At 76.0% G+C, this 19,193-nt stretch carries 14 protein-coding genes; 10 read left to right on the forward strand and 4 right to left on the reverse strand.

Annotation, left to right across the window (positions count from 1 at the left end):
• Positions 1–230 precede the first annotated feature (230 nt).
• A complete protein-coding gene (locus M8330_RS12160) occupies positions 231–2,303 on the forward strand; it encodes a RecQ family ATP-dependent DNA helicase (protein ID WP_250827566.1) in 2,073 nt (690 codons plus the stop codon).
• A 96-nt stretch (positions 2,304–2,399) separates the two neighbouring features.
• Here M8330_RS12160 and M8330_RS12165 read toward each other — a convergent pair whose 3' ends face one another.
• Complete coding sequence (locus M8330_RS12165) at positions 2,400–2,789, reverse strand: hypothetical protein (protein ID WP_250827534.1); 390 nt, start codon at positions 2,787–2,789, stop codon at positions 2,400–2,402.
• 89 nt (positions 2,790–2,878) lie between these two features.
• Positions 2,879–3,364: a glutathione peroxidase gene (locus M8330_RS12170; RefSeq protein ID WP_250055977.1), complete on the reverse strand. Its 486-nt coding sequence runs from the start codon at positions 3,362–3,364 to the stop codon at positions 2,879–2,881.
• An 81-nt stretch (positions 3,365–3,445) separates the two neighbouring features.
• On the opposite strand from M8330_RS12170, the gene M8330_RS12175 reads away from it, so the two are divergent.
• Together M8330_RS12175 and M8330_RS22460 are read left to right on the forward strand one after the other, a co-directional pair.
• Positions 3,446–6,496, forward strand: a complete 3,051-nt coding sequence (locus M8330_RS12175; RefSeq protein WP_250827535.1) for a DEAD/DEAH box helicase — start codon at positions 3,446–3,448, stop codon at positions 6,494–6,496.
• A complete protein-coding gene (locus M8330_RS22460) occupies positions 6,493–7,251 on the forward strand; it encodes an SWIM zinc finger family protein (RefSeq protein WP_250827536.1) in 759 nt (252 codons plus the stop codon). Before M8330_RS12175 ends, M8330_RS22460 begins: the two co-directional genes overlap by 4 nt.
• A 34-nt stretch (positions 7,252–7,285) precedes the next feature.
• On the opposite strand, the gene M8330_RS12185 is transcribed toward M8330_RS22460, so the two are convergent.
• Positions 7,286–8,593: an HNH endonuclease signature motif containing protein gene (locus M8330_RS12185; protein ID WP_250827537.1), complete on the reverse strand. Its 1,308-nt coding sequence runs from the start codon at positions 8,591–8,593 to the stop codon at positions 7,286–7,288.
• Positions 8,594–8,690: 97 nt separating this feature from the next.
• Positions 8,691–9,284 (reverse strand): TetR/AcrR family transcriptional regulator, encoded by a 594-nt coding sequence (locus M8330_RS12190; RefSeq protein ID WP_250827538.1) that lies wholly within the window; start codon positions 9,282–9,284, stop codon positions 8,691–8,693.
• A gap of 169 nt (positions 9,285–9,453) precedes the next feature.
• Between M8330_RS12190 and M8330_RS12195 the strand changes: the two genes are divergently transcribed.
• From M8330_RS12195 to M8330_RS12225, 7 genes are all read left to right on the forward strand, one after another.
• Positions 9,454–10,731, forward strand: a complete 1,278-nt coding sequence (locus M8330_RS12195) for a glycosyl hydrolase (RefSeq protein ID WP_250827539.1) — start codon at positions 9,454–9,456, stop codon at positions 10,729–10,731.
• An 80-nt stretch (positions 10,732–10,811) separates the two neighbouring features.
• Entirely contained in the window at positions 10,812–12,449 is a 1,638-nt protein-coding gene (locus M8330_RS12200; protein ID WP_250827567.1) for a carboxyl transferase domain-containing protein, read from the forward strand.
• 5 nt (positions 12,450–12,454) lie between these two features.
• Positions 12,455–14,587 carry an ATP-binding protein gene (locus tag M8330_RS12205; RefSeq protein ID WP_250827540.1) on the forward strand — a complete coding sequence of 711 codons (2,133 nt, stop codon included), beginning with the start codon at positions 12,455–12,457 and terminating at the stop codon, positions 14,585–14,587.
• A complete protein-coding gene (locus tag M8330_RS12210) occupies positions 14,584–15,579 on the forward strand; it encodes a hydroxymethylglutaryl-CoA lyase (RefSeq protein WP_250827541.1) in 996 nt (331 codons plus the stop codon). Before M8330_RS12205 ends, M8330_RS12210 begins: the two co-directional genes overlap by 4 nt.
• Positions 15,580–15,625: 46 nt before the next feature.
• Positions 15,626–16,738: a hypothetical protein gene (locus M8330_RS12215; RefSeq protein WP_250827542.1), complete on the forward strand. Its 1,113-nt coding sequence runs from the start codon at positions 15,626–15,628 to the stop codon at positions 16,736–16,738.
• On the forward strand, positions 16,735–17,988 hold the full coding sequence (locus M8330_RS12220) for a hypothetical protein (protein ID WP_250827543.1): 1,254 nt from the start codon (positions 16,735–16,737) through the stop codon (positions 17,986–17,988). The genes M8330_RS12215 and M8330_RS12220 overlap by 4 nt, the downstream gene beginning before the upstream one ends.
• Positions 17,985–19,193, forward strand: a complete 1,209-nt coding sequence (locus M8330_RS12225; protein ID WP_250055997.1) for a hypothetical protein — start codon at positions 17,985–17,987, stop codon at positions 19,191–19,193. The genes M8330_RS12220 and M8330_RS12225 overlap by 4 nt, the downstream gene beginning before the upstream one ends.

Raw genomic sequence — 19,193 nt, forward strand, 5'->3', positions numbered from 1 at the left:
TCGGCTGTGAAGGCCACCTGACGTCCACAGGCTCACGTCTCGGCGGCTTCGTCCCCAGGCCCGGTGCCGCGGCTGCCGCGGCGTCGGCGTGCGCTGGTAGACATCGGGGCGTGGTCCCCACCGATGCTCCCGTCCCCGACTCCGCCCATCCCGACTCCGCCCATCCCGAGCCCGCCTCCGCGCACCCCGATGCCGAGCGGGCGGCCGTCCGCGCCCGCGCCGAGGAGCACCTGCGCGCCCTCGTCGGCAAGGACGAGGCCACCCTGCGCGAGGACCAGTGGACGGCGATCGAGGCGCTCGCCGTCGACCACCGCCGCGCCTTGGTCGTCCAGCGCACCGGGTGGGGCAAGTCGGCGGTCTACTTCGTGGCCACGCTGCTGCGCCGCGAGGCGGGCGCCGGGCCGACCGTGATCGTCAGCCCCCTGCTCGCGCTGATGCGCAACCAGATCGAGGCGGCCACGCGGGCCGGCATCCGAGCGGTGACGATCAACTCCACCAACGCGGGGGACTGGGAACCGATCCACGAGCAGATCCGCGGCGGCGAGGTCGACGTCCTGCTGGTCAGCCCCGAGCGGCTCAACAACCCGGGCTTCCGCGACGAGGTGCTCCCGCGCCTGGCCGCGACTTGCGGCCTCCTGGTGGTGGACGAGGCGCACTGCATCTCCGACTGGGGCCACGACTTCCGCCCCGACTACCGCCGCATCCGCACCCTGCTGGGCGACCTGCCCGACGGCATCCCGGTCCTCGCCACCACCGCCACCGCCAACGAGCGCGTGACCGCGGACGTGGAGCAGCAGCTCGGCTCGGTGCGTGCCGGCGAGGTGCTGGTGCTGCGCGGCTCCCTGGACCGGGAGTCGCTGCGGCTCGGGGTCGTGCACCTGAAGACCCCCGACCAGCGGCTGGCCTGGCTGGCCGACCACCTCGACGAGCAGCCCGGCTCCGGCATCGTCTACTGCCTGACCGTGTCGGCGACCCAGGAGGTGGCCGACTACCTGCGCTCGCGCGGGCACGACGTGGCCGCCTACTCGGGCCAGACCGAGGCCACCGAGCGCCAGGCGCTCGAGGCCGACCTGGCCGCCGGGCGGGTCAAGGCGCTCGTGGCCACCAGCGCGCTGGGCATGGGCTTCGACGCCAGCCTCGGCTTCGTGGTGAACCTCGGCGCCCCCAGCTCGCCCGTCGCCTACTACCAGCAGGTCGGCCGCGCCGGCCGCGGGCTGGACGCGCGGAGCGAGTCGGCCACCGTCGTCCTGCTGCCCGCGCCGGAGGACCGCGACATCTGGGCCTACTTCGCCTCCCTCGCCTTCCCCCGGGAGGAGCAGGTGCGCGAGACGCTCGAGGTGCTGGCCGAGGAGGGCCGCCCGATGAGCACCGCGGCCCTGGAGACGCGCGTCGAGCTCAACCGCACGCGGCTGGAGACGATGCTGAAGGTCCTCGACGTGGACGGGGCGGTGCGCCGCGTCCGCGGGGGCTGGGAGTCCACCGGGCAGGACTGGGTCTACGACCGCGCCCGCTACGACCGGGTGCGCGAGGCCCGCGAGCGCGAGCAGGCGGCGATGCTGGAGTACCTGCGCACCGACCAGTGCCGCATGCGCTACCTGCGCGCGCAGCTGGACGACCCGGAGGCGCGGGACTGCGGACGCTGCGACAACTGCGGCGGCTTCGGGCTGTCCACGGACGTCTCGGAGGAGGCCGTCGCCTCCGCCCGCGAGCGGCTCGACCGGCCCGGCGTGCCGCTGTCGCCGCGCAAGATGTGGCCGACCGGGCTCGACCGCATCGGCATCGACCTCCGCGGCAAGGTGAAGGAGCAGGCCGCCGAGGGCCGCGCCGTCGCCCGGCTGACCGACCTCGGCCACGGCCAGGCGCTGCGGGCGCTGTTCCGCGAGGGCGCCGAGGACGGCCCGGTGCCGGTGCCGCTGGTGCAGGCCGTGCTCGAGGTCCTGCGCGACTGGCGGCCCGACGTCGACACGATCGTGATGGCGCAGTCGGTCACCCGCCCCACCCTCGTCACCGACCTGGCCGAGGGTCTCTCCCGGCAGTCCGGCTTCCCGGTGCTCGGCCGCTGGGCCGTCGTCGACCCCGACGTGCCGCCGGGCGCCGGGCGGGCCAACTCCGCCCAGCGCGTGGCCGCCGTGGGCCGCCGGTGCGACCTGGTCGAGCGCGAGCCCGGGGCGCTCCAGGGCGCCAAGGTGCTGCTCGTGGACGACCTGGTCGACACCGGCTGGTCCTCGACGCTGGCCGCGCGGGCGATCCTGCGTGCCGGCGCGGTCTCCGTGCACCCGCTGACGCTGGGCCTCTCCGGCTGACCTTCGTCCCGGTCTCACGACGGAGGCAGAGCAACGTCCGGACGAGTGCGGGCCGTTGGTCGAGGAAGGACGAGGTCCTGTCGCGAGGCCAGGCCGTCAACCGCCCACGAGCGGCCACCAGTGCCGGTGACCGAGCGCCTCCGCGGCCTCGCCCAGCGGCAGCCACGTGCCGCCGCTCCGGGACGCCAGATCGACCCGGTGCACCACGAAGAACGCCTCCGGCGAGGGCCACGGGTAGTCGACGGGTGGGTCGGGGACGTGGTTGCGCACCCAGCCGACCGGCACGGGCTCGGCGACACCGACACCGTGCTCGGCCAGGAGACCGCGCAGGGCGCCGGTGGCGTCCTGGCCCTCGACCCGGGCCGTGGGCAGGTCGAGGCCGCCACCGTCGGGGCGGGGCACGACGAGCACGGCGGCGTCCGCGACGGCGAGGAGGCGGACGACGGCCGTCGGTGAGGGCGGGACGGCACCGGGGGCGGCGCGCACCACCTCAGCGACCCCGCCGGGCGGCAGCCACGGGCACGGGTCGTGCCTGATCAGCACCCGCGCGCCGGGGTCGTGGTCGGCCAGGTCGATCAGCCCACCTGGTCGGCGATGAGGCCGCGCAGCCGCTCGTCCGAGGGCTCGACCCGCGGGGAGAACCGGGCGAGCACGCCGCCGTCCGCGGAGATCACGAACTTCTCGAAGTTCCACTGCACGTCGCCGGCGTTGCCGCCCTCGTCGGGGGTGGTCACGAGGGTCTCGTAGAGCGCGTGCCGGCCGTCGCCGTTGACCTCGATCTTCTCGCTCATGGGGAACGAGACTCCGTAGGTGGCGGAGCAGAACTCGGCGATCTCCTCCGAGGAGCCCGGCTCCTGGCCGCCGAACTGGTTGCACGGCAGGCCGACCACGGTGAAGCGGCCCTCGTACTCCTCCGCGAGCGCCTCGAGGCCGGCGTACTGCGGGGTCAGGCCGCACTTGGAGGCCACGTTGACGAGCAGTGCCGGCTTGCCGCCGGTCAGGTCACCGAGCGTGGCGGGGGTGCCGTCGAGGCGGGCGATCGGGGTGTCGAGGAGCGTCATGGGCCCAACCTAGCCCCGCCGATCGACACCCCTGTTGCGCCGGGGGTGCCGCTGTCGGGGGCGCCGGATAGCGTCGCCCGGGTGAGCTTCGTCCCCGTCACCGGCACCGCGACGTTCCACGCGGCGAGACCGCCGCGGGAGTCAGTCGTGGAGTTCACCGACGAGCGACGCACGGTCGCGCTCCCGATGCGCGCGGCCCTGCCGATCCTCACCAAGGCCCACGGCCGCACCGACCTGGACCCCTCGACCCGGCTGCTCTCCGGGGCGGCGCTGCTCGGCATGCGGCTCGTCGCCGCCGGCACGTTCGAGCCGGCTCCGGCGGAGGAGGGCCAGGCGCCGTCCTGGCAGGTCGGCACGCTGGAGGACGCGGACGAGGACCGCGTCCGCATGCTCGCCGCCGCCCGCGCCCACGACGCCCTCGACGAGGACGAGGCGGAGTCGGTCGTCCGGGCCGTGCTCGACGCCGTCGTCGACGCGATGCCCCGGGGCGCGCCGCGGCCCGGCCAGGGCGCCCGGGGGGCGACCCGCCCCGCGACCGCGCGACCGCGCCGCCGACTGCTCACCGAACCACCGGGGCCCGGGCAGCCGACGCTGCCCGAGGGCTCCGACGATCCACCCGCCGAGGACCGCTTCCGCCGCCGGCTGGCCGACCGGATCGCGCGACACCGCCACGCCGGCGTCCTGCCCACACTGGTGACGCTGTCGCTGCGCGTGGAGGCCGACGAGGAGGACCTGACCGCCGGGTCGGTGCGCGTCGTGCCGCAGGTCGCCGAGGAGCGCGAGCCCCTGCACCTCGTGGACGCGGCCGCGCTCTGGGTCGACGACCCGACCGAGCACGGCTTCGGTGACCGGGCGCGGGTGCACGCCGCAGCTGCGCTGCGCGGCGCGGCCGAGGCCTGGCCGGTGCTGGAGCGCCTGCTGGACCAGCGGGTCCCCGACGAGATCCTGCTCGAGGCCGACGAGCTCGCCGACCTGCTGGAGAGCGGCGTGGCCGCCCTGGCGGGGCGCGGCGTGGACGTGCTGTGGCCGCGGTCGTTGGGGCGGGACCTGTCCACCTCGCTGGTGCTGGACGAGAAGAAGCAGCCGCGCGCGGCCAAGGACGCCCCGCTGCAGACCGGCCTGCTCACCCCCGACGCCGTCTTCGCCTTCTCCTGGCAGGTCGCGCTCGGCGAGGACCCGCTGACCGAGGAGGAGATGGAGGAGCTCGCCCGGGCGGCCTCGCCCGTCGTCCGCCTGCGGGGCGCGTGGACCGTCGTCGACCCTTCCGTGGCCCGCAAGGCCCGCAAGCGGCTCGTGCGCACCGTGCGGCCGCCGGAGGCGATCGCGGCCGCGCTCACCGGTGGCGCCGCACTGCTGGACGGGCTGGTGCTCGACGGCGTGGCCGCCCAGCTCGAGGCCGAGGCGCGCGACCCCGGCCCTCCGGGCACCGCCGGCCACGACGAGTGGGGCGCCGGCCCCTCCGTGGTGCTGGGCGCGAGCCTGCTGAAGGTGCGCGAGCGGCTGGCCGCCGTCGGCGATGCCGCGCCGGTCGCGGAGCCGGCCGGGCTGGAGGCCACCCTGCGTGACTACCAGCGGGCCGGGCTCACGTGGCTCTCCCACCTCACCGGGATGGGGCTGGGGGCCTGCCTGGCCGACGACATGGGCCTCGGCAAGACCATCACCCTCATCGCCCTGCACCTGCACCGTGCCGAGCAGGCCCGGGCCGCCGGCACGGCACCCGCGCCGACCCTCGTCGTCTGCCCGACCTCGCTGCTCGGCAACTGGGAGGCCGAGATCCGTCGGTTCGCCCCCGGGGTGCCGGTGCGCCGGTTCCACGGCGCGCAGCGCTCGCTCGACGGCCTGGCTCCGGGTGAGGCGACCCTGCTCGACGTGGCCGGCACCGACTCCGGCACCGACTCCGGTGCCGACCCCGGCTTCGTGCTCACCACCTACGGGACCATGCGCACCGACACCGTCCCGTCGCGCCGACGCCCGGCGGGTGCGGGTGCTGAACCGGCGGCCGAGTCGGCTGAGGAGCCCGTGGTCGGCGCGGGCGCCGAGCAGCCGACCACCGGGGGCGCCCTGGGGTCCGTGCCGTGGGGCCTGGTGGTGGCCGACGAGGCGCAGCACGTGAAGAACGCGAGGTCGGCGACGGCCCGCGGCCTGCGCACGCTCGGCGCCCAGGCGCGCGTGGCGCTGACCGGCACGCCGGTGGAGAACGACCTCACCGAGCTGTGGTCGATCCTGGACTGGCTGGTGCCCGGCCTGCTCGGCAGCCGCCAGGCCTTCCGGCGGGTGTGGGCCGCCCCGATCGAGACCGGCGAGGAGCCGACGAAGGCCGCGCAGTTCGCCGACCTCGTCCGCCCCTTCCTGCTGCGGCGCCGCAAGTCCGACCCCGGCATCGCCCCCGAGCTGCCACCCAAGACCGAGACCGACCACCTGCTCTCCCTCAGCCGCGAGCAGGCGGTGCTCTACGAGTCGTTCGTGCGCGAGACGATGGAGCGGATCGAGGCGGCGGACGAGGACTCCCGCCGCGGCCTCGTGCTGGCGCTCCTCACCGGCTGCAAGCAGATCTGCAACCACCCGGCGCAGTTCCTGCGGCGCACCGGCACGCGCAGCAGCGGTCGCTCGCCCAAGATCGAGCTGCTCGACGAGCTGCTCGGCACCGTGCTGGCCGAGGACGGCGCCGTGCTGGTCTTCACCCAGTACGTGGCGATGGCGCGGATCATCGAGGGGCACCTGGCCCGCGCCGGGGTGCCGCACCAGCTCCTGCACGGCGGCACGCCGGTGAAGGAGCGCGAGGCGATGGTGCGCCGGTTCCAGGACGACGGACCCGACCGCGTGCCCGTCTTCCTGCTCAGCCTCAAGGCCGGCGGCACCGGACTGAACCTGACCCGCGCCGACCACGTCGTCCACGTCGACCGCTGGTGGAACCCCGCCGTCGAGGAGCAGGCCACCGACCGCGCCTACCGGATCGGCCAGACCAAGCCCGTGCAGGTGCACCGGATGGTCACCCGCGGCACCGTCGAGGAGAAGGTCGCCGAGCTGCTCACCCGCAAGCGCGCCCTCGCCGACGCGGTGCTCGGGGGCGGCGAGGCCGCGCTCACCGAGCTCAGCAACGACGAGCTGCGCGACCTGGTGAGCCTGCGGTGAGCCAGCCGGGCGACGTGATCGTCCACGCGGCCTCACCGCCCCGCCGGCAGGCGCCGCGGCTGCGGCAGTGGTGGGCCCGCGCCTGGGACCGTGCCGCCGAGGAGGCCGCCTACGGCGAGCCCGACCTGACCGCCGGTCGCCGGCACGCCCGCACCGGCCGCGTGGGTGGGCTCCGGCTGGAGCCGGGGCGGGTCACCGCCGCGGTCGGGACCGACGAGACGCTGGCCAGCGTCGTGGTGAGCGTCCCGCTGCTGGACGAGGCGGACGCCACCGCCCTCGTCGAGGTCGTGCTGGCCGAGCCCGCCCGCGCCAGCGCCCTGCTCGCCGGCGACCTCCCGCACGACCTGGTCGAGCACGCCGAGGAAGCCGGGGTCGAGCTGCTGCCCTACGGCGGTGAGCTCGTCTGCGAGTGCACCTGCCGGCACTGGGTGGACCCCTGCGAGCACGCCCTGGCGGTGCTGGTGCAGGTCGGCTGGCTGCTCGAGGCGGACCCGCTGCTCCTGTGGCACCTGCGCGGCCTGCCGCGGGCGCGGCTGCTGGCCCGGGTGCGCGAGGCGCGGCCGGTGCTCGACGCGGCCCAGCGCTCCCTCGCCGGGGCTGGTGAGGAGTCCGGTGAGGAGGCTGGTGAGGGGAGCGGTGAGGAGCCGGAGCTGGACCTCGCCGTCGACGCCGCCGTGCGGGCGCAGCGGTTCCTCGCCTGGCTGGAGGAGCACCCCGAGCCGGACGACGACCCGCCCGCACACCTGCTCCCCTGACCGGCCCGGCGGCCGACCAGGGACGCCGGTGGGTCTACGTCCGCCGGTGGAACCGGACCTGGTTGTCGGGGGTGATCTCCGCCCGGTAGGCCGGGTCGTGGATGCGCCGGTGGTGGTGCCCGCACAGCAGTCGGGCGTTGGCCAGGTCGGTCGGGCCCCCGCGTGACCAGGGCTCGTCGTGGTGGGCGTGGCAGAAGCCGGCGGGCGCGTCGCAGCCGTCCGCGGTGCACTCGCGGTCACGCCTCTGGAGCACCAGCCGCTGCGACCGGGTGAACAGCCGGCGTCGTCGGCCGAGGTCGAGGACCTGTCCGGCGCCACCCAGGACGGCGGGCACCAGGCCGGCCTCGCAGGCCCGCCGTCGTGCGTCGGCCACGGAGAGCCGGTCGCCGGTGTCCAGGGACGCGACGGCGCCCGCCCCGTGGTCGCCTGCCCGCTCACGCGGCTCGGCGCGCAGCTGGTCGAGGGTCATCGAGACCACGATCGTGGCGTTGGCGCCGCCGGTGTCGGGGAGGGCGTCGACCGGGATGCGGTCGAGCAGCTCGCAGAAGGCCTGCCCCATCCGGAAGCGGTAGGGCCGGGACCGACCGGGCGGGCCCGGGTCGGCGGGACGCTCCGGGTCCGGTCGTCGCGCGGGCGCGGCCAGCGCGTGGAGGGCGGTGCGCAGCACCGCGGCCGAGGCGGTCGGGATGCGGAAGCGGCCCCAGGTGGCCCCGTGGCCGTCGTCGTTCATCCACAGGTCGGCACGCTCCCAGGCGTCCCGCTCCTGCGCGCTGAGCACTCGGGCGTCGTGGGCGTCGGCCGTCTCGGGGGAGACGACGTGGAGCAGCCTCTCCCCGATGACCCGCAGCTCCCTCGGCCCGAAGTCGCGGGCCTCGGTGAGCAGGTGGGCCTCGGCGCGGTCGAGGAGAGCGGGGTCGAGCGAGTCCGGGAGGTCGTCGAGCGCCGTGGTGATCGCCTGGGCCTGCTCGGCGTTGACGTCCCCCTCGGCCAGTGCCGCCGCCACGGCCTGCCAGCGGACCAGCCGCTGCGCGAACCGCGACCGACGGCGAGCCTCGGCCGACGACAGCCGGGACCGGTGGGCCAGCCAGGCCCCCGCGTCCCGGGTGCCGGTGCCCGTGCCGACGCCGACCGCCTCCGCCTGCGAGGTCAGCCGCGCACGCAGCGCGACCAGCCGCGACTCCACCGCGGTCACGGCGGCGAGCGCCTCGGCCGCGCGCGGCTCGTCCAGACCCAGCAGCGGCACCTCCAGCGCCTCGCCGACCGCGGTGTCGAGGCGCGCGAGGACGCGGGTCACCGGGTGCTGCTCACCCGGTGCCGGCCACGCGGTCGCCTCGCTCGTCATGGGTCCACGACACCAGGGGCGGCGGGTCGCGGCCAGGGTCGACGGCGTCCCTGGGGAGGGTCGCGCCACGGCGCGGGCCTGTGGACGGTGAGCGGCCTCAGAGCCCCAGCACTCGCAGCGCGGAGCGGGTGAGGAGCACGCGCATCTCGTCCGCGGGCAGCACCGCCGAGTGCGGGGTCGAGTTCACCAGCCCGAAGACGACGTGCGCCGTTGCCCGCGCCTCGTCCTCGGAGAGCGCCTCGTCCTCGGAGAGCGCCTCGGCGTCCGGCGAGGTGGAGGAGCGGGCGGCGGAGAGCAGCCGCAGCTGCTCGGCCCACGTGGCCACGTACTCCCGCTGGAGGCCGCGGACACGCTCGCGGGCGTCGGTGGGCAGGCTGGCCCAGTCACGGTCCTGCACGACGATCAGCGCGGGCTGCTCCAGCGCGAAGGCCACGTGGTGCTCCACCAGCGCGGTCACGGCCGCGGCGGGCGAGTCGGCGGCGGCGACGCGGCGGCGTGCCTCGTCCCGGAGGCGGACGCTGATCTGCTCGAGCATCTCCGCCAGCAGCAGGTCCTTGGAGCCGAAGTGCTTGTAGAGGGCCGGCCCGGAGATGCCGCAGGCCGCGCCGATCTCGGAGACGGAGACCCCGTGGAAGCCGCGGGCCGCGAACAGCCGCGCGGCGGTCTGGAGGATCTGCTCGCGCCGGCTCACGCCGGTCACCGTATCGAGCACCCGGCGCCGAGCAGGGCGGGACGCGCCCCCGCGCAGCACCGGGTGACGGCATCGGTGGGCGCAGCAGGTGAGGGGAGGCACGCGTGCGCCGACGTCCGGCTCGCGCGAAGCGGACCCACCGCCTGGCCCGATGCCCGACCATGGACCCGTGCCCCGCCCCACCCGTCACTCCCGCCGCGTCGCCGCGCTGCTCGCGACGACGGGCGCCGTGCTGGCGATGGTGATCGCCTACGCGGGTGCCGAGGTGGGCCTGGTCTCCGTCAGCGAGGCGCAGGACCAGGTGGGCGACCTGGTGCAGCAGGTCACCGGGGGCACGGACGCCGGCAGCGCCGGCGCGTCCCCGACGGCCACCGCCACCGCCACCGCCACCGTGACCGTGAGCGAGGAGCCCGTGACCGAGACCCCGTCAGCGCAGCCCAGCAGCACCGGCGGGACCTGCTCCACGACCCCCGACCCCGCCCCCGTCGACACCTCGGCGGACCCGGCGGTCGGCTGCCTCCTCGCCACGCTGGACGGCTGGCTGGCGAGCGGCCGGACCGGCCTGGGGCAGCAGGTGAACATCTCCAACGACCGCTGGGCGCGGCCGCTGAACCGCCTCGGCACGCTGCCGGCCCTGGTCGGCTTCGACGCCGACGAGCTGGTCGACGCCCTCGACAACGGCTCCGACCGCACGAGCGACCTGGCCTCGCTCGCCGACCAGGGCGTGCTGCTCACCGCCTCGTGGCACGCCCCGAACCCGTGGACGGGCGGCTCCTCCGACGACACCACCGGTCAGGGCCAGGTCGCGGACCTGCTGGACACCGGCAGCGCCGCCGGCCAGGTCTTCTGGGCCGACTACGACCGCGTGCTCGACCGGTTCGCCGCCCTGGGCGAGCGCGGCGCCGCCGTCCTGTTCCGACCCCTGCACGAGGCCAACGGCACCTGGTTCTGGTGGGGCGGGGCGGACGCCTCGACGCTGACGCAGCTGTACGCGGCCATGCAGGACCGGGCCGCCGAGCGCGGCGTGCACAACCTCGCCTGGGCGTACTCGGCGAACGTGGTCTCCGTCGGCGAGGAGTCGAGCGTGACCGCCGCGCTGCCCGCGCGGGTGGACCTGGTGGGCATCGACTCCTACTGCGACGTCTCCGGCAACGACGGCCGCTGCACCGGCAGCGACGGGGTGGCCGTCGACGCGGTGCCGGTCACCGGCTACTCCGCCCTGTCGGGCACGGGGCTGCGGGCCGCCTTCACCGAGATCGGCCCCCGGCACGACTACGACGGCCGGTTCAGCCCCGTCTCCGTCGGCAACGCCGCGGGCGCCCAGGCGGACGCGCCCGCCTACGCCCTGTTCTGGTTCGACGACAGCACCGGCCGCAAGCAGATCGCCTCGCTGGACGGCGGGCTCGACTGGTTCACCACCTGCACGGCGGTGTGCAGCTTCGGCTGACGGACCCTGCTGACGAACCCGGCTGACGGCCCCGCTGGCCCCACCGGTTAACGCTCGCTAACCTGTGTGACGTGGACGACATGCGGGCCCTGGTGACCGAGCTGCACTCCCGCCTGGCGCTGGCCCGGCAGGGCGGGCCGGAGCGCTCCCGCGAACGGCACACCGCCCGCGGCAAGCTGCTGGCCCGCGAGCGGGTCGACCGGCTGCTCGACCCCGGCAGCCCCTTCCTGGAGATCGCGCCCCTGGCCGCCACCGGGATGTACGACGAGGACGCCGGCGCGGCCAAGGGCGAGGACAAGGGGGAGGGCAAGGGCAAGGGCGACGGTGCGGGGGAGGGCGTGCCCGGGCTCGACCGCCCCGACGCCGTCCCGAGCGCCGGTGTCGTCGCCGGAATAGGCCTCGTAGCCGGGCGCGAGGTGGTGGTCGTCGCCAACGACGCGACCGTCAAGGGCGGCACCTACTTCCCGCTGACGGTGAAGAAGCACCTGCGCGCGCAGCGCGTGGCCGAGGAGAACCACCTGCCCTGCGTCTACCTCGTCGACTCCGGGGGTGCCTACCTGCCGATGCAGGACGAGGTGTTCCCCGACCGCGAGCACTTCGGCCGCATCTTCTTCCACCAGGCCCGGCTCTCCGCCGCCGGGATCGCCCAGGTCAGCGCCGTGATGGGCTCTTGCACCGCCGGCGGTGCCTACGTGCCGGCGATGAGCGACGAGACCGTGATCGTGCGCGACCAGGGCACGATCTTCCTGGGTGGCCCGCCCCTGGTGAAGGCCGCCACCGGCGAGGTCGTCACCGCCGAGGAGCTGGGCGGCGGCGAGGTGCACGCCCGCACCTCCGGGGTCGTCGACCACCTCGCCGAGGACGACGACCACGCCCTCGAGATCGTCCGCGGCATCGTCGACACGCTGCCCGCCCCGGCCCCGCCCCCGTGGGAGGTCCGACCGGTCGAGGAGCCGCTGCTCGACCCGGCCACGCTGGTCGACGTCGTCCCGGCCGACCCGCGCACCCCCTACGACGTGCGTGAGGTGCTGCGGCGCCTGGTCGACGGCAGCCGGTTCAGCGAGTTCAAGCCGCTCTACGGCGACACGCTGGTCTGCGCCTTCGCCCACCTGCACGGCCACCCGGTCGGCATCCTGGCCAACAACGGCATCCTCTTCTCCGAGTCCGCGCTCAAGGGCGCCCACTTCGTCGAGCTGTGCGACGCCCGCGGCATCCCGCTGCTGTTCCTCCAGAACATCGCCGGGTTCATGGTCGGGCGCGAGTACGAGAACGCCGGCATCGCCAAGGACGGGGCCAAGCTGGTCAGCGCGGTCAGCACCACGCGCGTCCCGAAGCTGACGGTGGTGATCGGCGGCTCGTTCGGTGCCGGCAACTACGGCATGTGCGGACGCGCCTACGACCCGCGCTTCCTGTGGACCTGGCCGCACTCCCGTATCTCGGTCATGGGCGGCGAGCAGGCCGCCTCCGTGCTGGCCACCGTGCGCCGCGACGGCCTCGAGGCCCGGGGCGAGACCTGGAGCCCCGAGGCCGAGGACGCGTTCAGGGCGCCCATCCGGGAGCAGTACGAGGCCCAGGGCTCGCCCTGGTACGCCACGGCCCGGCTCTGGGACGACGGCGTGCTCGACCCCGCCGACACCCGCCGCGTCCTCGGCCTCGCCCTCACCGTGGCCGGCCGCGCGCCGCTGGCCCCGCGGTCCACCCCGCTGTTCCGGATGTGAGCACCATGACCGACACCCCCCAGGCACGCCAGGCAGACCAGCCCCGCCCGATCCGCACCCTCCTCGTCGCCAACCGCGGCGAGATCGCCCTGCGCGTGCTGCGCACCGCCCGTGACCTGGGCCTGCGCACCGTCGCGCTGCACACGCCCGCCGACGCCCGGCCCGGCGCCGCCGGCGGGCACCACGTCCGTGCCGCCGACGCGACCCTCGAGGTGCCCTCCTACCTCGACGTCGACGCCGTGGTCGCCGCGGCGCTGGCCTGCGGGGCCGACGCGGTGCACCCCGGCTACGGCTTCCTCTCCGAGCGCCCGGCCCTCGCCCGCGCCCTCGCGGACGCCGGCGTGCGGCTGGTCGGCCCCCGCGCCGACGTCATGGACGCGATGGGCCGCAAGGACCACGCCCGCGCGATCGCGGAGCGGGCCGGCGTCCCCGTGGTGCCGGCCTGGGGTCCTGACGAGGACCCGGGCACCTTCTCCTACCCGGTGCTGGTCAAGGCCGCGGCCGGCGGTGGCGGCAAGGGGATGCGGGTGGTCCGCTCGCCCGAGCAGTACGCCGAGGCCCTGGCCGCCGCGCGCCGCGAGGCCGCCTCCGCGTTCGGCGACGACACCATGCTGGTCGAGCGCTACGTCGAGCGCGGCCGGCACGTCGAGGTGCAGGTCATGGGCGACGAGCACGGCACCGTCGTGACGCTGGGCGAGCGGGACTGCTCCCCCCAGCGCCGCCACCAGAAGGTGCTGGAGGAGGCCCCGGCCCCCACGCTGGACCCCGCGGCCCGCGCCCGTCTCGCGGAGGCCGCTCGGGCGCTGGCCCAGCAGGTCGGCTACACCGGCGCCGGCACGGTGGAGATGCTGCTCGACGCCGACACGGGGGAGTTCTTCTTCCTCGAGATGAACACCCGGCTCCAGGTCGAGCACCCGGTCACCGAGGCCACCACCACCGTGCGCGGGGAGCACCCCGACCTCGTCGCCCTCCAGCTGCGGGTCGCCGCCGGCGAGCCCCTCGGGTTCGGCCAGGACGACGTCGCCGTCACCGGGCACGCCATCGAGGCCCGGGTCTACGCCGAGGACGCCTTCGGCGGGTTCCTGCCGCAGGCCGGCACCGCCACCCTGGTGCGCTGGCCCCAGGGCCCCGGCGTGCGGGTCGACCACGCCCTGACCAGCGGCGAGACGGTCTCCACCGGGTTCGACCCGATGCTCGGCAAGGTCGTCGCCACCGGCGTCGACCGGGAGGACGCCCGCCTCCGGCTGCTCGCGGCCCTCGACGACACCGCCGTGCTCGGCCTCACCACGAACACCGGGTTCCTCCGCGCCCTGGTGGCCACCGACGCGTTCGCCGCGGCCGCGATCGACACCGCCTGGCTCGACCGCGAGCCGCTGCCCGCGCCTCCGGACGCCGGGGTCGCGCGTGCCGTCACCGCCTGGGTGGCTGCCTGGCTGGGTCATGGCGGTGGGGCGGAAGCGGGGTCGGGCAGCGGCTCGGGCGGCGGCTCGGGCAGCGGGGCCTGGGCGGCCGACGGCTTCCGGTCCTCCGGGCCGCGGGCCCCGGTGCGGGTGCGGCTGGACCGCCCCGTCCTGGTGGACCTGGGCGTGGCCTCGGGATCGGTCACCGAAGCGCACGGCGCCACGGTCACCGGGCCGGACGGCGAGGCCCTGGTCCTGCGGGTCCTGGAGGCAGCCGACCACGTGGTCACCGTGGACGTCGGGGACGCCGCCGGCGTGACGCGGCACCGGGTGGTCGTGCACGTGCAGCCGGGCCCGCAGCCTGGCGGCCCTCCCCGCGCCGAGGCCTCCCACCGCGGCCAGCGCGTCGTGCTCGAGGCTCCGGCCCGGGCGGCGGGGGCCGCCGCCGCGAGCGACGGCGCGGTCACGGCACCGATGCCGGGCACCGTCACCGCGGTCCTGGTCTCCACGGGAGAAACGGTGGCGGAAGGAGACGTGCTCGGCGTGCTGGAGGCGATGAAGATGGAGGTCTCGCTGCGGGCCCCGAGGTCGGGAACCGTGGTCACGGTGACCGAGGAGGTCGGTGCACAGGTGTCACGCGGAAGCCTGTTGTTCCACGTGGAACAACGAGACGAGCAGGTGGACGGCGACCAGGGCGGTGACCAGGGAGCCTCCGCTCGGAGAGCAGGTGTGCAGTGACGGCAGTGCAGAAGTCGGTGCCGAAGCCGGTGCCGCGGCCGCTGCCGATGCCGGTCGGGGAGCCGGGGCTGCCCCGGGCGGTGCGGATCTGGGAGGTCGGCCCCCGCGACGGCCTCCAGAACGAGGCGACCGTGGTGCCGACACCGGTGAAGGCCGCGTTCGTCAGCCGCCTGCTGGACGCCGGACTCCCCGTGGTCGAGGCGACCAGCTTCGTCCACCCGCGCTGGGTGCCGCAGCTCGCGGACGCCGAGGCCCTCATGACCGACCTGCTGGCCGAGCTGCAGGAGGAGGCGGTCGGCCTCCCCGTCCTGGTGCCCAACGAGAAGGGGCTCGACCGCGCGCTGGCCCTCGGCCTGCGCCACGTGGCCGTCTTCGGCTCCGCCACCGAGACCTTCGCCCGGCGCAACCTCAACCGCGGTCTGGCCGAGCAGTGGGCCATGTTCGCCCCCGTGGTCGGCCGGGCCCGGGACGCCGGCGTGGCGGTGCGCGGCTACCTGTCGATGTGCTTCGGCGACCCGTGGGAGGGCCCGGTGCCGGTCGACCAGGTGGTCTCGGCGGGGCTGCGCCTGCTGGAGCTGGGCGTCGACGAGCTGAGCCTGGGCGACACCATCGGCGTCGGCACGCCGGGCCACGTGTCGGCGCTGGTGCGTGCCTTCCAGCGCGCCGGGGTCGGGCCCGAGCGGCTCGCCCTGCACTTCCACGACACCTACGGGCAGGCGCTGGCCAACGTGCTGGCCGGGCTGCGCGCCGGCGTCACCACCTTCGACGCGAGCGCCGGCGGCCTGGGCGGCTGCCCCTACGCGGCCTCGGCCACCGGCAACCTCGCCACCGAGGACCTGGTCTGGATGCTCACGGGGCTCGGTATCGAGCACGGCGTGGACCTCGACCGGCTCGTGGCGACCAGCGCCTGGATGGCCGGTCACCTCGGGCGGCCCAGCCCCTCGGCCGTCGTCCGCGCCCTGGCGGGCACGGGCGAGGGTGGCGACGGGTGACACCGGGGGAGGGCCCCGCCTCGACGGGTGAGGCAGAATCGGGCGCGTGAGCAGCACCAGGCGCGTCTTCCTGCACATCGGAGCCCCGAAGACCGGCACCACCTACCTCCAGGACCGGTGGCTGACGAACCGGGAGAGCCTGCAGAAGGCGGGGGTGCGGTACCCGATCGGGGTGCGCTCCGACATGTTCCTGCCCGCCCTCGACCTCATCCAGCGCCCCTGGGGCGGCCTGCTCGAGCGCGCCGGTGGCGAGTGGGAGGGCCTGGTCAAGCGGACGCTGCGCGGCGACGACGACATCCTGATCAGCCACGAGATCCTCGCCGGCGCCTCCGCCGAGCAGGTGCAGCGGGCGATGAAGGACCTCTCCGACATGGAGGTCCACGTCGTCTACACCGCCCGTGACCTGGGCCGACAGATCCCTGCGGAGTGGCAGGAGCACGTCAAGCACCGCGGCAAGACGCCCTACAACCGCTACCTCACCAAGCTGCGCGAGACCCGCACGACGCCGTCGGAGATGTGGTTCTGGCGCGTCCAGTCGCTGCCCGACGTCCTCAGTCGCTGGGGCGCCAACCTCGAGCCCTCGCGGGTGCACCTGGTGACGGTGCCGCAGAAGGGCGCCCCGCGCGACGAGCTGTGGAACCGGTTCTGCCGCGCCGTGGGCGTCGACCCGGCGGCCGGGCCGGAGGAGTCCGAGCGCGCCAACCAGTCGATGGGCGCCGCGGAGACCACGCTGCTGCGCAAGCTCAACCGCCGCCTGCGCGGGCAGCTGCTCGACGACGACTACCGCCGCCTCGTGCGCCAGACCCTCGCTCACCAGCACCTCGCCCAGCGCGAGAACATGCAGAAGATCACCGTGCCCCCGCGCGACTACGAGTGGGTCGAGGAGATGGCCGAGCGGGCCCGCGAGTGGGCGGAGGGTGCCGGCGTCGACGTGATCGGTGACCTGGACGAGCTGAAGCCGGTGTGGCCCGCCGCGCCCGAGGGCGTCGACGCCCAGGAGGCGTGGGCCAACCCGGACAAGGCCGACCCCGCCGACGTCCTGGAGGCCTCGCTCGACGCGCTGGTCGTGGCCCTGCTCAGCGCCAGCGAGCGCCCCGACCCGCACGAGAGCGCCACCGCCAAGGCCGGCCGCCTGGTCAAGCGCCTCGGCGGCTCGTGACGGACGGGGCCGCCCGCGCCTGGGGCTGGCTCGCCCACCTGCGCGACGGCGGCACGACCACCTGGCCCGCGTGGGCCGGGGCGGCCGAGCCCAGCGCGCGCACCCTCCCGGGCGCCCAGCAGCTGGAGCTGCTGCGTCGCCTCAACCTCCAGCTCCGGGCGGACGCCGGCCCCGCGGCGCGCCCGCAGGACGCGCTGGTCGAGCGGGTGCTCACGACCTCGCCGCCCGGCCGCGGGCGGCCCGAGCTGGACCTCGTCGGCGTCGTGCCCGACCGCGGCTGGGGCTACGCCCCGGCCGACCCGACCCTGCTGCCCCGCCCCGAGCTCGTCCGGCTCGCCTCCGCGCTGCTCGCCGAGGACCTCGTCGCCGCCGGTGGCGGCCGCGGTCAGGAGGCGCCGCAGCGCCCGCCCGCGCGGCGGTTCGCCCGCCGTCGTCCGGCCGTCTCGGGCGACCCCTGGCGCGCCGACCTGCTGCGCCGCAGCCTGCACGCGCGCGGCGTGCGCCTGGGTCACCCGGACGCCGGCCTCGTCGTGCTCGGCGCCGACCTCGCCACGATGCTCACCGACAGCTGGACCGCCCTGGCCTTCTCCGGCCGCGGCCGGCTCACCGGCTGGCCGGCGTGGGTGCGTCAGCTGCCCGAGCGCGACCTCCTGCCCCGCGGCGCCGACCCCGCCGGCCTGGCGGCCGTGCGGGCCGAGCGTCGCGCGCAGCGGCCGGGACGCGCCGGCGACCTGGGGCCGGAGTCGGTCCGCATCGTCCTCGACCCCGCGCTCCTGCCCGGCCTGCTGCGGGTGCGCGACCTCCCGCCGCCCCCGCGGGTGCCCGCCGACGCCGTCGAGCTGGCCCGGCGGGTCTCGGCGACCCTGGCGCTGCGGGTGCCCCGCGCCCGGGGCCGGCACCTCATGCGCGGGCCGTTCCTCGCGCGCGTCGACGGCCTGCCCGGCCCCGCCCTGGGGGTGCCGGCGGAGCTGCACCGGTGGGTCCAGCGGCAGTCGAGACGGCAGCGTCGGGGCCTCGAGGACGCCGGATACCCTGTGCACGGCGACCCCGGCCTGCTCGTGGCGGACCTGCGCTCCCTGGCCGGGCGCGACGCCGCGGAGCCCGACGAGGTCGGGGTCCTCTCCCTGGCGCTGCGGATGCTGACCGGCACCGAGCGGGCGCACGAGCAGGACGAACCCGGGCACGACCAGCACAGGCACGACCAGCACAGGCACGACCAGCACGACGACGAGACAGGGGGCACCCGGTGAGCGCGAAGGTCCTCCTCCACGTCGGGACCCCCAAGACCGGCACGTCCTACCTGCAGGACGTGCTGTGGCGCTCGCGGCCGGCGCTGGAGCGGGCGGGCGTGCTGTACCCCGCCGACCGGTTCGACGCCCACTTCCTGGCCGCGCTGGACCTCATGGACCTGCCCTGGGGCGGCCTGGAGACCGAGGCGGTGGGCCGCTGGGAGCAGCTGGCCGCCCAGGTCCGCGCGTTCGAGGGCACCTCGATCGTCAGCCACGAGATCCTCGCGACCGCCACCCGCACGCAGGCCGCGCAGGCGCTGGCCGACCTGGGCCACGCCCCCGGTGACCCCGACGGCGCCGAGGTGCACGTCCTCATCTCCGTGCGCGACCTCGTGCGCCAGGTGCCCGCCGAGTGGCAGGAGACGGTCAAGCACCGCTCGACCCTCACCTACGAGAAGTTCCTGGCCGACCTGCGCGACCCCGCCCGGCCGACCCGCGTCTCCAGCTGGTTCTGGGCCGCGCAGGAGATCCCCGCCATCCTCGACCGCTGGGTCGGCGACCTGCCGCCCGAGCGGGTGCACCTCATCACCGTGCCGCCCTCGGGCGCCGACCGCGACCTGCTGTGGCAGCGGTTCTCCAGCGCCTTCGGCCTGGACGGGATCGAGCTCGACCTCGAGGCCGACCGCGCCAACGCCTCCCTCGGCGTGCCCGAGGCGGCCCTGGTGCGGCGGATCAACACCGCCGCCACCGGCGTCGTGCCGCCGGCCGACTACCGCCCGCTCGTGCGCGAGCTGCTCGCCCACCGCACCCTCTCCGCCCGCTCGGGCAGCCCGCGCCTGGCCCTGCCCCCCGACGTCCACCCGTGGGCGGTCGAGGTGAGCGAGCAGTGGTCGGACGAGGTGCGCCGCCGCGGCTACGACGTCGTCGGTGACCTCGCGGACCTGCACCCCGGGCCCCCGCCGACCCGCTGGGCCGACCCCGACTCCCCGCGGGAGTCGCAGGTGGCCGACGCGGCCGTGGACGCCATCACCGCCCTGCTCGTCGAGGGCGTGGCCATGCGTGAGCACGAGGCGCGCCTGCACGGCGAGATCGAGCACCTGCGGGCCGAGCTGCACCGGGCCCACCGCTGGCGCCGGGCCAAGGAGAAGGCGCTGCGGGGCGTGCGTCGCTCCCGCGCCGGCCGCGGCCTGCACCGCGTCTACCGGCGGGTGCTGCGCCGCTCCTGA

It is taken from the genome of Nocardioides bruguierae (assembly GCF_023656415.1).
GTDB classification, from domain to species: domain Bacteria; phylum Actinomycetota; class Actinomycetes; order Propionibacteriales; family Nocardioidaceae; genus Nocardioides; species Nocardioides bruguierae.